Below are 13,934 nucleotides of genomic sequence, written 5' to 3'. Positions count from 1 at the left end.
GCCCGATGAAGAAGTGCTCCTATACGAATCAGCGTGAACGCATCGTGGCCGAGGCACTCAGCCCGGTTGCGAGCGAATTGCGCCTTCTCGACGCTGCCGACCTCATTTCACTGCTACGATTTGAACTTTACGGAAATCTCTCTGACCTCGTTTCCTCCGCCGCCGAACTCTATTTCCATCCGGGCACGGTCGTCTTCGGCGCCGGCGGAGATTTTCGGTTGGACTGGGGAGGCCCTCCGGAAGTGGTGCTTGATCTCGAAATCAAGCCTCGCGGCATCACCATCTATTCACAACTCACGCTGACCAACGATCACGCTGGTCTCGACATCAAGCATATCGCATTTCACGAGACGTCCGGCGATCCGGATGGCAATACACGCATGCTGGAAGACCGCCTCCAGGAAGCGCGCTTCATCAAGGGACAGGCGTCCCCGCTTTACGGATGATTTCCAAATCCCGGTAATAGGATCCCGCAGCATGGCTCAAGGCGGGTCGCCGGCTGGCCGCGACGCGCCGTACGATGCTGTCGCATCGGCCAAGCGGCACAACTACGCCAGAGGCCTCAGGTGATGTAGCCAAGGCGGATCGCCTTGGCGATCGCCTGGATGCGGTTGACCGAATCGAGCTTGATGGTGGCCGAACCGAGATAGGCGTTGACGGTGTGTACCGACAGACCCAGTCGCTCGGCGATTTCTTCGCTGATCCGCCCGTCACCTGCTAGCTGCAGGCAGGCAATTTCACGCTCGCTCAGGGTCTCGGAGGGAGCTGCGCGCCGCTCGTCCAGCGACAGGATGTCCGTCATCACCTTGTAGCACCGGCTGTGGACTGCCAGAATCAGCTCGCCTGGCAGATCGGCTCCGCCGATCGTGGGAAAAACCACGTAGCCATTGCCGACCGCGCCGAGGCGAACGGGAAAAGCGATGCCGGAATAGGGTAGCAGTCGCTCCTGCAATTGAATCCCGAAGGGCGTGAAGTCGGAGGCGTCCAGGAAGCTCGTCTTCTCCTCTGCGCTCCAGAGGATCGGCAGCGTCGATGTTTCGATGTGAGCCAGAAGGATATCCCCATAGGCCGCGACAAAGGCCTCGCGGCTGCCGCTCAAGCCACTGCTCCAGTTCTCGAATTCCGGATCCAGGCGACGCTTGTGCGGAAGGCTGGCGCCTGTCACGCGAAAGGCCGCAAAGCCACGCGCGTTGAGCGATCTCTGCAGCGAAACGAGCTTCGGAAAAATGTCCGATCGGGATGTGACAGGACGCTGGCCTGACCAAGTTGCATCTTCGAGGATGGATCCGCCCGGTCTGGTATTGGTGGCCATTCCTGCTCCCTCAAACGAGATTGTTACGCACCGCATAGGCGATGGCTTCGGAGCGTGTCTTCGTCGCGGTCTTGCGCATCACGCTCGTGATGTAGTTGTTGATCGTGTTGCGCGAGATGCCGAGGATCGTCGCTATCTCGTCGCTGGTCTTGCCCTCCGCGATCCAGAACAAGCATTCCAGTTCGCGGTCGGTCAGATCGAAATCTCTGTCGTTCTTCTGCCCCTTGTTGGTCGAGAGGCTCAGCGCATAGGCCGCCAGGAGACCCACCTCCCTGAGGCGCTCGGGAGACAGCACATAGTCCTGTGGAAACAGCAGGAGCAGGGCCAGACGGGTGCGCCCGACGTTCAACGTCACGGTGCAATACTGGCGGCTGGTGCCCACCGGCACATGCGCGTCATCTGGGAGAATGGCATATTTGGGCTGCAGGACCGACAGGCACTTTTCCAGTTCGGTCGACTGGGAGTAGCTCGTGGCCAGTTCGCTTTCGAGGCGGCGGACCAGATCGAACGGCCAATCGGCAGCCACCACGAAGTCCAGCCCCTCTTCCTGCACGAGATCGTAGCGGGCGAGCAGGTGATGAGACGCGCCGACATATTCACACAGCACACGGAGGCAGTGGCCCATGTCTCCCGAAAGCGCCGGCGTGGCAAGCTTTCGGATGAGAACATCCTTCGACGAAGAGCCTGTCTGCAGAGGCTCTGTCGCAGGAGCAGCACGGGTACGCCCCTTGTGCCCCTCTGTTGTCAGCTCGGCATCCATTCAATGTGCCCCTTTGAAGTGACAGCCTAGCATTCTCGCAGATTCCCCCGCGATCAAACCGCGACCGACTCATACACGCCCGCGATTTCATCCTAACGAATCATGTTCACTGTAAAATATAAAGTGGCAAAGGTCACAAGCATTTGCGGTATTGCGTGCGAGGCACAAGCATGGCTGCGCCGGGCTTATGGTGCAAAGCGCTATCGTAATGACAGTACAATGCAAAACCGCGCCCAAAGGGCGCGGTCGGTACTGTCTTCTTCTTTGCAATCAGGCGGCGTTGTCCACAGCCCATTTGCGGAGGATCTTGGCGGCACGCTCTTCGGAGATTTCCACCATGCGCGAGAGGCGCCGTTCCGGTCCTTCCTTGACCCGGCGGTTGAAGCCGCCGTTGGGGTCGTCATCCATGGTGAGCAGATCGTCAGTTGAATCGAAGCCGAAGTCGGAGCCGAAGCCTTCCATGAGACCACCCCCTGCCCCACCGCCGATGGCGGGCGAGAAGTCGGGGAGCTCGAGACCCGCCGCCTGCTCGCCGATCCCACCGGCCAGCGCCGTGTCCGCACCACCGCCACCTGCGGTGCGGATCATCGGACGGATGCCCATCCAGATGATCAGGAAGGCGACGGCGACGAAGGCCAGCGAGTTGATGATTCCACCGATGTTGCGGCTCAGGATCTCCATGAAACCCGGGCCGGTCGAAGCTTCTTCCAGAAGCTGGTTTTCCAGGAAGTCCATGGCAGTCAGCGTGACCACATCACCGCGTTCCACATCCAGACCGGCTGCCGAGGTCACGATCTTCTGCATTTCGGCCAGATAGGCGTCGATCTTGGCTTGATCGACAGGCTCTCCGACCATCTGCGCGACGCGGCCGCGGTTCACGACAACGGCAACGGAGAGCTTCTCGACCGTGAAGCTGTTCTTCACGGTTGCGACCGTCTTGCTGTTGATTTCGTAGTTGGTCTGCTCTTCCTTCTTGTCCTGTTCGTCGGACGATTCAGGACCACCGCCGCCTGCGTCGGGTGCAGCCTGGGGAATGTTCTGCTCAACGGTCGCAGCGGTGTCGGACTGACGCTGCAGGGACTTCTGCTGCTCCTTGGTTACGCGGACCGACCGCTCGACACGCGATTCCGGATCGTAAATCGTCTCCTGGATCTGTTGACTGTCGGTGTTGATCTGGGCCGTCACGCTGGAACGGAAATTGTCCATGCCGAGGAAAGGCGCGAGTGCTTTGTCGATGTTGGTTTCAATTTCGCGCTGGACAGACTGTACGACGCCGAGCGAGCGCGTTGCTTCGCCGCCCGTTTCGTCGCCCGCAGCGAGCAGCTGACCGGTTGAATCCAGAATGGTCACGTCCTCAACATCCAGACCCGGGACGGAGGAAGCAACGAGCTGGCGGATCGAAGCAGCAGCCTTGCGACCGGCATCCGTCGAAGCGCGGATCATGACGGAAGCGGTCGGCTTCTGCTCACCCCGGCGGAAGTTGCCGATATCAGGCATGACGATGTGGACGCGGGCGGCAGCGATACCTGCGATCTGCTGGATGGTGCGTGCGACTTCACCTTCCAGCGCGCGGACACGCGTGACTTCCTGCATGAACGAGGTCAGGCCCAGCGAGCCAACATTGTCGAACAGTTCATAGCCAGCATTGGCACTGTTGGGGAGGCCACGCTCTGCAAGCAGCAAGCGGGCCTTGCCGGTCAGGCCTGCACGAACGCTGATGCTCTGGCCATCGGCACCTGTCTCGAAATCGATACCGGATTCGGCGAGCGCAATGCTGATCTGGTTGAGGTCGACCGGTTCGAGGCCAACATAGAGCGTCTCATAGGAGGGTTTGTTGACGAAAAGAGCGCCGGCGATGATGATTGCGAAGGAGATGACCGCAACGCCTGCCATGGCGAGAATCTTCGCCTGACCCATGGCCGCGAAATTTTTTGGTATCTGAACTAATTGATTTAACAGATTCATTCTGTCTCGCACCATCTACACGGAGGGTCTGGGCGCTTTTGCCCTTGGCGCGACAATAGAAATCGAAACTTGTGCGAACGTTTCGCGGGGCCGGAAAGCCGAATTCATTTCGGCAAATAGCAAAGCCGGCGAAGCTGCGGAGCTTGCTCCGTCGGAGCGTTAGAAAAAGTCGAAGTCGCCGGCCGCCTTGACCAGCGGCTGGGAGTGCCCGTGCCGAAGGCCGGCGCCCAAAGCCTTCTGCATGTCGGCAAGCTTGACGAGACTGAGCGCCGTCGTCATGTCGATCATCCAGTCAGACGGGATCGTGCCGGTAATGGTATCCACGAACTCCGCGAGGCCACGAGCCTTCTGTACCGCAAGGTCGATCCCCTGCAACACTTTCAGACTGTCCGGATGCTCGAGGACCTTGGGTCCACCAAGCTCAAGAAGATGCGGCTCAACGCGCTCGATCAGATAAGCCACGTCGTGCAGCTCACTGACAATGCGCATGAGGATCTCCGGAAGCTCTTCCAGTGTCCCCTGATTACCCGCCAAATTTTCGTTTTGCATCCGTTGTCCAGTACTAGAAGAACTCGATTGATGTTTCCACCGGCTTCGAAACAGGAACCGGACGCTGCTCCAGCGCCACCGTCTTCTGTGTTTCTGCACCCGTGAGCGGATACTGTCTCGCCCGGCCGCTGACCGGCCAGAATTCCAGTTTGCGGCCGTGTTCTCCGCCCGTAGAGGCCCCGACCACCTTGATGCCTTCGTCCCGCAGGAACTGCTGGGCGAAGGCTGCGTTCTGCTCGCCGACATTTGAGAATGTGGCGATCGTCTTGGCGCCACCAAAGATCTTCGCTTCCAGGCGATCCCTGCGGGCGCCCGACTTCAACAGACCGTTGATCAGCAATTCCATGAGGTGAACGCCGTAGCGGGTGGCGTCGCCGCCCCCTGCGCCCGGCACCGCCGACCCCGGCAGCAGGAAGTGGTTCATGCCACCTACTCCTGCAATCGGATCCCGAATACAGGCAGCAACACACGAACCGAGGATGGTCGACAGAACCACATTCGGGTCCTTGCTGACTTTCCACTCCCCTTGAATGATATGGACGCGCTTTGCTGCACTGTCGTCGATCATTTCAGTGCTCCGAATACAGCCTCGATGGCCGCCTTCATCTTCTCGATCGTGAACGGCTTTGCCAGAACGTTGTTGGCGCCAAGCTGTGCGGCCTTCTGCACCAGAGCTCGGTCACCCTGGGCAGTGAGGATGATGAACGCCGCCTTCTTGGTGTTCGGGTTGGTGCGCACGGCCTGCAGAAGGCCCAGCCCGTCCATCTTCGGCATGTTGAAGTCCGAGATGACCAGGTGATGGGGCTGCTGCTCCATGATCTTCATGCCCTGCTCGCCGTCACCGGCGGCAGTGATCTGCTTGAAGCCGAGCTGGGTCAGCGCGTCGCTGAGCAGCAGGCGACTTGTGACCTGATCATCGACGATCAGAACTTTGATTTTTTCAGCTAGGGACATTATTCGATACCTTCTTTTCGGGCAGCAGTGAGTTTCAGGATTTCCTCGCCAATGGAGGTGAGAGGCAGTTGATGCTCGACAGCGCCCAGCTCATAGGCGACTCGTGGCATCCCGTAGACCACACAGGTCTTTTCGTTCTGGCCGATGGTGCGAGCACCGGCATGACGCATCTTCAACAGGCCAGAGGCACCGTCGCGTCCCATGCCGGTCAGAATGACACCGACTGCATTGCGGCCCGCGAGTTCGGCAACAGAATCGAACAGGACATCGACGGAAGGGCGATGCCCGTTGACCGGGGGACGCTCGACCAGGCGGCAGCAAGGCGCGGACGCGTTCGACACCTGAAGGTGACGTTCGCCACCTGGCGCCAGATATATCTTGCCGATCTCGAGCCGTGCACCATCCGTGGCCTCCTCCACCACGGGGGCGCAGAGGCGGTTGAGCCGCTCGGCGAAGCTCTTCGTGAAGGTCGGCGGCATATGCTGCGTAATCACCGTCGGCGGGCAATTGCGCGGGAACTTCTGCAGGACCGCGATCAAGGCCTCGACGCCACCTGTGGATGATCCGATCGCCACGATCTTGCGGCCTACCCTGAAGTCGGCGGCAGGGGCGACCGGGGCGGCCGGCATCGGTGCGACAGGGCTATGGCGATGCTGCGAGCGTGCGGCCGCCTTTACCTTCTCGGCCAGTTCGCCAAAGGGACGGGCGTCCCCTGGCTGAGGCTTGGCGACGCAGTCGAAGGCGCCGATTTCGAGCGCAGCGAGTGTTGCTTCGGCACCGCGGTGGGTCATCGTGGACACCATGATCACCGGCATTGGCCGAAGCTTCATGATCTTTTCCAGGAATTCCAAGCCGTTCATGTTCGGCATCTCGATGTCGAGGGTGACGACATCGGGATTGAGTTGCTTGATCGCCGCGCGGGCTTCCATGGCGTCGCCGGCCTGGCCAATGACACTTACATCCGGGTCCTGATTCAGGACAGCCGTGATCAGCCCGCGCATGGTCGGGCTGTCATCAACGACGAGAACGCGTGCAGGAGCCGCCATTATTTGCGCCCTCCGTTCTTGCCGAGATAGCGATAGGTCGTGATGCCGATATTGTCGAAATCGTTCTTGGAGTCGCCTGAGACACGCTCGGAATGACCGATGTAGAGGTGTCCACCGACGGGCAGAAGATCTGCAAACCGGGTCCAGATGCGCATCTGGGTCGGCTCATCAAAGTAGATGACGACGTTGCGGCAGAAGATTACGTCGAACTTGCCCTTGAACGGCCATTGGGCCATCAGGTTCAGCTCGTTGTATGTGATCAGGCGCTTCAGTCGATCATCAACCTGGAACTTGCGGCGGCCGTTGATCTCGACTTCCTTGAACCATTGCTTGCGAATGGCAGGCGATACGGTTTCCAGCGCCTGCTCGTCATAGGCACCCTGGCGGGCGATAGCGAGGATCTTCGGATCAATGTCGGTCGCGAGGATCTTGAAGTCGTAGTCGAGGACGTTCGGGAATGCCTGGAACACCGTCAGTGCGATCGAATACGGCTCCTGGCCGTCGGAACTGGCGGCAGACCAGATCCGGACCCGACCACCGGATTTCGCCCGCTGGACAAGCTCCGGGAGGACCTCGTCACGCAGATGTTCAAAATGATGGTTCTCGCGGAAGAAGCGCGTGAAATTGGTCGTCAGGTGAGACAGCATCTCGCGACGCTCGGCCGCGCCTTCCGGCGATGCGACGAGCTGGCAATAGGCGCGAAAACCCGAAAGACCGAGATTGCGGATGTGCTTCGACAGCCGCGAGTAGACGAGCGAAGCCTTGCTGTCGTTCAGCGCGATGCCCGCATCCGAATAGATCATGGCAGCAATCTCGTTCAGATCCCGTCGGGTCAGCGGGTATTCGCCGCTGGCCAGGACTTCATCGTCCGATTGACGGGATGTACTCATTGCAAAGGTCATGCAGCCTCGCTTTCGGCGGCTTCGTTGAAAAGTGCACCTAGCTCAACAAGACAGATCATCCGCTTGTCGATGGCGAGAATGCCACGGGCATATTGTTTTTCGAGGTCGGACGAGACCTCCGGTGTCGGTTGGATATCCGCGTCGGTCACCGTGAGGATGTCGGATACGGCATCCACAAGCAGACCGACGATCCGAGACTTGACCTGGGCCACGATGATCACGTGGCGGGCAGTCGGCTCGGCGGGCTTCATGCCCAGGCGCAGGGACAGGTCTATGATCGGCAGGACGGCACCACGCAGATTGATGACGCCCATGACATAGTGCGGGGAATGCGGCAGCGGTGTCGCCCGGGTCCATCCCCGGATCTCACGTACCGACATGATGTTTACGCAGAATTCCTGATCGCCGATTCGGAAGGCGATGAGCTCCCGGCTTCCCTGGACCAAGTTTTTGACCGCATACGACATACTATTACCCTGCGACGGCTAACGACATTTCCTGTTTGAGGGACTGACCGCGCGAGGCGGCGACGACGGCATCCACGTCAAGGATGAGAGCGACACGGCCATCTCCGAGGATGGTCGCAGCCGCGATACCCGGAACATGGGTGTAGTTGGCTTCGAGCGACTTGATGACGACCTGGCGCTGGCCCTGGATGGCATCGACCATCAGTGCACGCTGGCCGCCGCCTTCCGACTCCACGAGGAGGGCAACGCCGTCCATCGGGTTGGCCTGAGACGCACGGAAGTTGAGGATCCGGCCCACATCGACCAGCGGGCAGAAGGAGTTGCGGATCGAGATGAGCCGCTGATTGGCGCCAAACGAATGAATGTGCTGGGCCTCGGGCTGCAGCGTCTCGACGATCGCGGTGAGCGGCACGACGAGGGTCTGACCGGCGACAGTTACCACCATGCCATCGAGAACGGCGAGCGTCAGAGGGAGGCTCATGGTGAAGGTCGAGCCGTGGCCGGGGCGCGAGGTGATCGAGATACGACCTCCCAGGGCCTGAATCGAACGCTTGACAACGTCCATGCCGACGCCGCGACCGGAAATGTCCGAGATCTTGTCGGCCGTCGAGAAGCCCGGCATGAAGATCAGGTTGTCGATTTCCTCATCCGTCAGGTTGGCATCGGCTGCGATCAGATCATTGTCGATCGCCTTCTGGCGGACGCGTTCGCGGTTGATGCCGGCACCGTCGTCGACCAGTTCGATGACGATGCGACCCGAGCGGTGCTTCGCGGTCAGCTTGACCGTGCCTTCCGGATTCTTGCCGGCAGCGGCACGCTTTTCAGGGCTTTCGATGCCGTGGTCGACCGCGTTGCGGATCATATGCGTCAGCGGCTCCGCCAGCTTGTCGATGACCGTCTTGTCGACTTCGGTGTTTTCACCTTCGGTAACAAGGCGGATCGACTTGCCGACCATGTCGGCCACTTCGCGAACGATACGCGACATGCGCTGGAAGACGGGCTTTACCGGCTGCGCGCGGATCGCCATGACCGAGTCCTGGATCTCGCGGGTCAGCTGCTGCAGCTCCTCGAGGCCCATGTTGATCGATGACGTACCGTTGTTGTCGTTTTCGATGACGCTCTGCGAGAGCATCGCCTGGTTGATAACAAGCTCGCCGACGAGGTTGATCAGACGGTCGACGCGGTCGAGGTCGACGCGGATGGTCTGACCGGCGGCAGCATTGGCCTGCGCAGCAGCGGCTGCTGCTGCGGCGGCGGCTGGAGATTCCTTCTTCTCCGGCTTTGCTGCACTGGCGGCCATCTTCATAACGTTTGATGCAGTGCCTGCGGCCTCGACGGCGGCGGCAACTGTTTCGTCCGAGGCTTCGTCGGCTTGTTCGGGACCTTCGTCAAGCGCCGACAGGTCGAATGGGACCGGGATCATCGGTAGCTCTTCGCTTGTTGCGGCAGCTTCCTGTTCCTGGACCTTGACCTCAAGATCGCAGTCCCACTCGGCGAATTCGAAGACCTGACGGATGCCTTCCTCGCCCTTCTCGGCCTTGATCTGGATCGTCCAGTGGAAGTAGGCGGCCTCCGGATCGAGATCTTCGAGAGACGGAAGGTCGTCAGTGTTGCAGTTGATGCTCATTTCGCCGAGGCGGGAGAGATCACGCAGAAGAAGGGCTGCTTCGTTGCCCTTGGAATAAAGCTCGCGGCGCGGCTTGAAGGTCACCTCGAAGGTCGAGGGTACAATGGTTTCCTCGTCTTCGCCGCCGAAGCCGTCAAAGGTGAAGGGGATCGGCTGGAAACCGCTGTCATCGGTCGGAGCGGCTGCGGGCGCGGGTGCCGGTGCTGCAGCCTTGGGAGCGGGTTTGGCAGCGGCCACGGGCGCGGCGGAGGGCGCGGGCACCTCACCATTTGCCAGCGCTTCCAGTTCCTTGACCAGACCGCTCGAGCGGCTTTCGTCGACACTGCCACCGTCACGTGATGCACTGACCAGGTCGGCCAGAACGTCGGCCGACTTCAGCATCACTTTCATGACTTCCGGGCCGGGCTCCAGCTTGTTGGAACGAACGCAATCAAGAGTCGTCTCGAAGACGTGTGCAAAGGCAACAAGGTCATCGAGACCGAAGGCGCCTGCACCGCCCTTGATGGAGTGAACCGCGCGGAACACGGCGTTGACCGTCTCCGGATCACGATCCCCATCATTCATTTTCAGAAGACCGGATTCCAGTTCTGCGAGCTGCTCCTCGCACTCCTGGAAGAAGATCTCTTTGATTTCGTTCATATCCATAGGAGAAATTCCCGGCTTAGGCGGTTACACGCTCAATGGCATCGATCAGCTTGGTCGGATCAAAGGGCTTGACGATCCAGCCCGTCGCGCCGGCCTGGCGAGCGCGGTTCTTCTTCTCAGCATCGCTTTCCGTGGTCAGAACCAGGATCGGAACCGCACGATACTTTTCGTTCCTGCGGACACCTTCGATAAAGCCGAACCCGTCGAGACGCGGCATGTTGATGTCGGTCACGATCACGTCGGGATTGCATTCTTCGAGAACTTCAAGGCCCTCGACGCCGTCTTCGGCCTGAATGGTCTCGAAGCCTGCGTTGTTGAGGGTCACCAGAAGCATGTTTCGAATGGTTCTGGAGTCATCCACGGTGAGCACTTTTTTCTTCATTGCCGGATCTCCTTAGCGAGCAGATGATCGATGTTCACGCCAATCAGTTGAAGGGTTTTGAGGAAAGCCTCGGAGGCCTTCCCGTATGAGAAGGGGTGCTTGTCGGCTTCCCAGGCCTTGGCAGCAGCTACCAGGACCTGAACGCACTGCGCGCCAACACGCTCGACGGCGGACGCGTCGATCGTCAGAGGGGCACCACGCATCGAGAGAATATTGGCCTTGAGATTGGATGCCTCGTTCAGGTCCAACACTGCGGCCAGCTTCAGACTCTTCTGTTCGCCTTTCTTACTTGCCATTACTTTCTATCCTTGTGTCCCGAGGCTGCAGCGTCCTGATCCATCGCTGGATCCCGGGAGAACCATTCTCCCGAATTGATCGCCGAAATTCCCGCCCTTAGCCTTCTTGTGTAGCGCATGGTGGTAAACAATCCCCTCATCTTCCGAGCCCGGCGATGTGCACCGGGAAGCCGAAATCGGTGGATTCGTCATCCAGATCCTCATTCAAATTCGGAGCCACTGCGAGCGGTGCGAAAGCTGCCGGTTCGCGCTGGCGAGCCGGTTGGACGAGGCTCGACGCCGTCTTTGGCGCGCGCGTCTGGCGCTCGATGTGAAACTCGCGGATCGTCGCCCCCAGTTCGAGGATGACCTTGTGCAGGTCGTCGGTCCCTTCGCTGGACTGCCGAGCGACTGCAGCCGTGTTTCCGATGTCGGCACCCAGGGCCGCGACCGTTCCGGCGATACCGGCGAGCTCACTGGCCTGCCGATCCGTCCGGGCGGCGATGTCGGACACAGTGCCGCTGATGTCGCCCACCTGGAACACAATGTCTGCAATGGCGCCCTGCGTCTTTGCGACCATCTCTACGCCGGCTTCAACCTGGTTTTTGGTCGTGGCAACCAGCGTCTTGATCTCCCGGGCCGCATCCGCCGACCGTTGGGCAAGGGCCCGGACTTCCTGGGCTACAACGGCAAAACCCCGCCCGCTGTCGCCCGCGCGCGCAGCCTCGATCCCTGCGTTGAGGGCCAGAAGATTTGTCTGGAAGGCAATTTCATCGATCGCCCCGATGATGTGGCCGATCTGCTCGGCGGAAGCTTCAATGTCGGCCATGGCAGAGATGGCCTGTCCCACAACCTCGCCGCTTGATTCGACTGACGAGCGGGTCGCCGCAACGGTGGCTTCCGCACGCTTCGTTTCGCCCGCGCTCTCACGCACGCTGGTGGTGAGGTCCTGGAGTGCGCGGCTGGTCTCGTCAAGCATTCCCGACTGGGTTTCGGCGCGCCCCGCATAATCACGGGAGGCTTCGGCCATGCGAGCCGTGGCTTTGCCGGCAAAGGCGAGCCTGTCCTCGGATGAGATGAAAGCCCTCTGGAGCTGCTCGATGGCCTCGTTCATCCGTCCTGCAAGATCGGCATAGGCCTCAGGCACGTCCTCTGCAGTCCTGGCCGTCAGATCGCCTGAGGCAAGTGCATCGACGACGGGGCGGAAAACGCTTTCGAATTCGGCACGATCCTGCTCGCGCTGGGCGGCGAGATCACGATGATGCTTGAGCCGCAACTCATTGAAGCGCAGTGATACGGAAATCTCGACGTCGACCATCACCAGTCGGATAAGAGCTGCAACCAGATCGGCGATTTCACGCTGGCGGCGGCGGCTTGATGGGAGAAGGCTGGTGCCGGCCGCCTCTCCGATGACGTTGGTTACGAGGTGCTCGAGAACCACAGCGTGGCCAGCAACGTGCCACCTAGGATCAAGACCCATGCGGCTTTCACTGTCCGAGAGGACCTTCACCCGCTCGGCATAAAGCGCATCGAAACGGGCGTCGGTCAGAACATCCCAATGCGATGACAGAAGATCATGCAACCGGTCATACTGCCGCTCGCTCGTGAAGACGCGCGCCGCATCAGGAGAGGACTGGAGGCGTTGGAAAAGATCTCGCAGGGCCGTCTTCATGGGTTGCGAAAGGACATGGCGGTTCTGGCGTAGAAGCTCGCACTGGGCCTCGTCGAGACCGGCAAAGCGCAGCCGGTCGCGCAGGCTGCCAGCCTGTGATCCCATCGCCCGCTCCGTGGACATCCCCTGACCCGTCATTCGCCCCGCACTATGTCCGCTGTTGCGGCGGACCTTCCGTCGCTCGACGTGCGCGCAGTCAAAGATGCGAAACTGGATGTAGCGGGATCCCGATCACCCTGCCGTCCGCATCATGGACTGCCAGTTCGTCGAACTGCTCCATGTGAACTACAGACCGGACCAGAACCGGTACGACGGGATGGCGTCATGCCCGAAGGAAACTCTCAATCGAGTCCCACTCCGACGTGTCCGCCAATCTTTATGGTTAATTCCTTGCTTGAAGGTTAATGAACTCCATACTTGAAGCCGCAATCAATAATATGAGAAAATATCGTTATAATTGAATCTGCCTGTCGTCTCAACGCTCGGAACAAAGGGGAGCTCCCGTCGTTGCGCCGAAAAGCGACAGGAGTTGAGCGTGAGCGCAAGAGCGATCTGGAAAGGGCATCTCTCGATCGGCGACCTCGGATGTTCTGTTGCCCTCTATTCGGCGATCAACGCCCAGGAACGTATGGCCTTCCACATCATCAATCGGAGTACGGGCCACCGCGTCCGCCGGGAATACGTGGACAGCGACACGGGCCGAAGCGTTGACAAGGACAATCTGGTAAAGGGCTACGACACAGCCGACGGCCAAACGGTGATCCTTGAGCCGGAGGAAATCCGCGACGCGGTCCCAGAGAGCGACAAGCGTCTGGAGCTTTCGACCTTTTTGACTTGCGACGACATCGACACCCTGTACCTGGAGCGACCGTATTTTCTGGCACCAGCCGATCGGCAATCGGCAGAAGCCTATGACTTGATCCGGGAGACGATGGAGGCGAAAGGTGTCGCGGCGCTCGCCAGAACCGTCTTGTTTCGCAGAGTTCGAAATGTGCTGGTGCGGCCGCTAGGCCGAGGCCTCATCGCGACGACGCTCAACTACGATTATGAGGTTCGCGATTCCGCCGAAAGCTTCTCCGGTATATCCAAGATCCGCATCGACAAGGAAATGCTGGACCTCGCACGGCATATCATCGGCACGAAAATGGGTGAGTTCGACCCCAGCCAGTACGAAGACCGCTACGAGGCTGCCTTGACCGAGCTGGTCAAGGCCAAAATTGCCGGCCGGAAGCCGAAGAAGCTGCCGAAACGGAAACCGGAGAACGTGACCAGCCTGCTCGATGCGCTGCGCAAAAGTGCTGGTGCTGCAGATGAAAGGCCGGCTGCGAAGCGGAAGGCAACGCCAGCTTCTGCGGCAAAGCAGAAGAAGGCCAGCTGA

General features: G+C 60.1%; 15 protein-coding genes. 2 read left to right on the top strand and 13 right to left on the bottom strand.

Features of this window, described 5'->3' with window-relative positions; genetic code table 11:
• Positions 1-5: 5 nt before the first annotated feature.
• Entirely contained in the window at positions 6-446 is a 441-nt protein-coding gene (locus tag H6M51_RS02605; RefSeq protein ID WP_185808306.1) for a hypothetical protein, read from the top strand.
• Positions 447-562: 116 nt separating this feature from the next.
• Here the strand turns inward: H6M51_RS02605 and visR are convergent, their stop codons facing one another.
• The 13 genes from visR to H6M51_RS02540 form a co-directional block, all read right to left on the bottom strand.
• The gene (gene visR, locus H6M51_RS02600) at positions 563-1,312 is read right to left on the bottom strand and encodes a transcriptional regulator VisR (RefSeq protein WP_185808305.1); all 750 of its coding nucleotides are present in this window, start codon (positions 1,310-1,312) and stop codon (positions 563-565) included.
• Positions 1,313-1,322: 10 nt separating this feature from the next.
• On the bottom strand, positions 1,323-2,072 hold the full coding sequence (gene visN, locus H6M51_RS02595) for a transcriptional regulator VisN (protein ID WP_185808304.1): 750 nt from the start codon (positions 2,070-2,072) through the stop codon (positions 1,323-1,325).
• Positions 2,073-2,342: 270 nt separating this feature from the next.
• Positions 2,343-4,037 carry a flagellar basal-body MS-ring/collar protein FliF gene (gene fliF, locus H6M51_RS02590; protein ID WP_185808303.1) on the bottom strand — a complete coding sequence of 565 codons (1,695 nt, stop codon included), beginning with the start codon at positions 4,035-4,037 and terminating at the stop codon, positions 2,343-2,345.
• Positions 4,038-4,196: 159 nt separating this feature from the next.
• Complete coding sequence (locus H6M51_RS02585) at positions 4,197-4,586, bottom strand: hypothetical protein (protein WP_185808302.1); 390 nt, start codon at positions 4,584-4,586, stop codon at positions 4,197-4,199.
• A gap of 13 nt (positions 4,587-4,599) precedes the next feature.
• Positions 4,600-5,154, bottom strand: coding sequence for a chemoreceptor glutamine deamidase CheD (gene cheD / locus H6M51_RS02580; protein WP_185808301.1), 555 nt, complete (start codon positions 5,152-5,154; stop codon positions 4,600-4,602).
• Positions 5,151-5,540, bottom strand: coding sequence for a response regulator (locus H6M51_RS02575; protein ID WP_006726293.1), 390 nt, complete (start codon positions 5,538-5,540; stop codon positions 5,151-5,153). Before H6M51_RS02575 ends, cheD begins: the two co-directional genes overlap by 4 nt.
• Positions 5,540-6,586: a protein-glutamate O-methylesterase CheB gene (cheB, locus tag H6M51_RS02570; RefSeq protein ID WP_185808300.1), complete on the bottom strand. Its 1,047-nt coding sequence runs from the start codon at positions 6,584-6,586 to the stop codon at positions 5,540-5,542. The genes H6M51_RS02575 and cheB overlap by 1 nt, the downstream gene beginning before the upstream one ends.
• Positions 6,586-7,488 (bottom strand): protein-glutamate O-methyltransferase CheR, encoded by a 903-nt coding sequence (cheR, locus tag H6M51_RS02565; protein WP_185808299.1) that lies wholly within the window; start codon positions 7,486-7,488, stop codon positions 6,586-6,588. The genes cheB and cheR overlap by 1 nt, the downstream gene beginning before the upstream one ends.
• Entirely contained in the window at positions 7,485-7,955 is a 471-nt protein-coding gene (locus H6M51_RS02560) for a chemotaxis protein CheW (protein ID WP_185808298.1), read from the bottom strand. Before H6M51_RS02560 ends, cheR begins: the two co-directional genes overlap by 4 nt.
• A gap of 4 nt (positions 7,956-7,959) precedes the next feature.
• Positions 7,960-10,227 (bottom strand): chemotaxis protein CheA, encoded by a 2,268-nt coding sequence (locus H6M51_RS02555; RefSeq protein ID WP_185808297.1) that lies wholly within the window; start codon positions 10,225-10,227, stop codon positions 7,960-7,962.
• A 16-nt stretch (positions 10,228-10,243) separates the two neighbouring features.
• A complete protein-coding gene (gene cheY1, locus H6M51_RS02550) occupies positions 10,244-10,609 on the bottom strand; it encodes a chemotaxis response regulator CheY1 (protein WP_006726298.1) in 366 nt (121 codons plus the stop codon).
• Positions 10,606-10,905: an STAS domain-containing protein gene (locus H6M51_RS02545; RefSeq protein ID WP_185808296.1), complete on the bottom strand. Its 300-nt coding sequence runs from the start codon at positions 10,903-10,905 to the stop codon at positions 10,606-10,608. Before H6M51_RS02545 ends, cheY1 begins: the two co-directional genes overlap by 4 nt.
• Before the next feature lie 136 nt (positions 10,906-11,041).
• Positions 11,042-12,679, bottom strand: coding sequence for a globin-coupled sensor protein (locus tag H6M51_RS02540; RefSeq protein WP_185808295.1), 1,638 nt, complete (start codon positions 12,677-12,679; stop codon positions 11,042-11,044).
• Positions 12,680-13,091: 412 nt separating this feature from the next.
• On the opposite strand from H6M51_RS02540, the gene H6M51_RS02535 reads away from it, so the two are divergent.
• On the top strand, positions 13,092-13,934 hold the full coding sequence (locus H6M51_RS02535; protein WP_185808294.1) for a Ku protein: 843 nt from the start codon (positions 13,092-13,094) through the stop codon (positions 13,932-13,934).

The organism is Rhizobium sp. AQ_MP (assembly GCF_014237835.1).
GTDB lineage: Bacteria > Pseudomonadota > Alphaproteobacteria > Rhizobiales > Rhizobiaceae > Allorhizobium.
Note: the sequence above shows the minus strand (reverse complement) of the source record. Positions and strands in the feature narration are given on the sequence as shown.

Bases quoted from the DNA above. Each gene is read 5' to 3' on its own strand.
- cheD (WP_185808301.1), bottom strand. From the start codon at position 5,154: ATGATCGACGACAGTGCAGCAAAGCGCGTCCATATCATTCAAGGGGAG.
- H6M51_RS02575 (WP_006726293.1), bottom strand. From the start codon at position 5,540: ATGTCCCTAGCTGAAAAAATCAAAGTTCTGATCGTCGATGATCAGGTC.
- H6M51_RS02555 (WP_185808297.1), bottom strand. From the start codon at position 10,227: ATGGATATGAACGAAATCAAAGAGATCTTCTTCCAGGAGTGCGAGGAG.
- fliF (WP_185808303.1), bottom strand. From the start codon at position 4,037: ATGAATCTGTTAAATCAATTAGTTCAGATACCAAAAAATTTCGCGGCC.
- visR (WP_185808305.1), bottom strand. From the start codon at position 1,312: ATGGCCACCAATACCAGACCGGGCGGATCCATCCTCGAAGATGCAACT.
- cheY1 (WP_006726298.1), bottom strand. From the start codon at position 10,609: ATGAAGAAAAAAGTGCTCACCGTGGATGACTCCAGAACCATTCGAAAC.
- cheR (WP_185808299.1), bottom strand. From the start codon at position 7,488: ATGACCTTTGCAATGAGTACATCCCGTCAATCGGACGATGAAGTCCTG.
- cheB (WP_185808300.1), bottom strand. From the start codon at position 6,586: ATGGCGGCTCCTGCACGCGTTCTCGTCGTTGATGACAGCCCGACCATG.
- visN (WP_185808304.1), bottom strand. From the start codon at position 2,072: ATGGATGCCGAGCTGACAACAGAGGGGCACAAGGGGCGTACCCGTGCT.
- H6M51_RS02560 (WP_185808298.1), bottom strand. From the start codon at position 7,955: ATGTCGTATGCGGTCAAAAACTTGGTCCAGGGAAGCCGGGAGCTCATC.
- H6M51_RS02605 (WP_185808306.1), top strand. From the start codon at position 6: ATGAAGAAGTGCTCCTATACGAATCAGCGTGAACGCATCGTGGCCGAG.
- H6M51_RS02540 (WP_185808295.1), bottom strand. From the start codon at position 12,679: ATGTCCACGGAGCGGGCGATGGGATCACAGGCTGGCAGCCTGCGCGAC.
- H6M51_RS02545 (WP_185808296.1), bottom strand. From the start codon at position 10,905: ATGGCAAGTAAGAAAGGCGAACAGAAGAGTCTGAAGCTGGCCGCAGTG.
- H6M51_RS02585 (WP_185808302.1), bottom strand. From the start codon at position 4,586: ATGCAAAACGAAAATTTGGCGGGTAATCAGGGGACACTGGAAGAGCTT.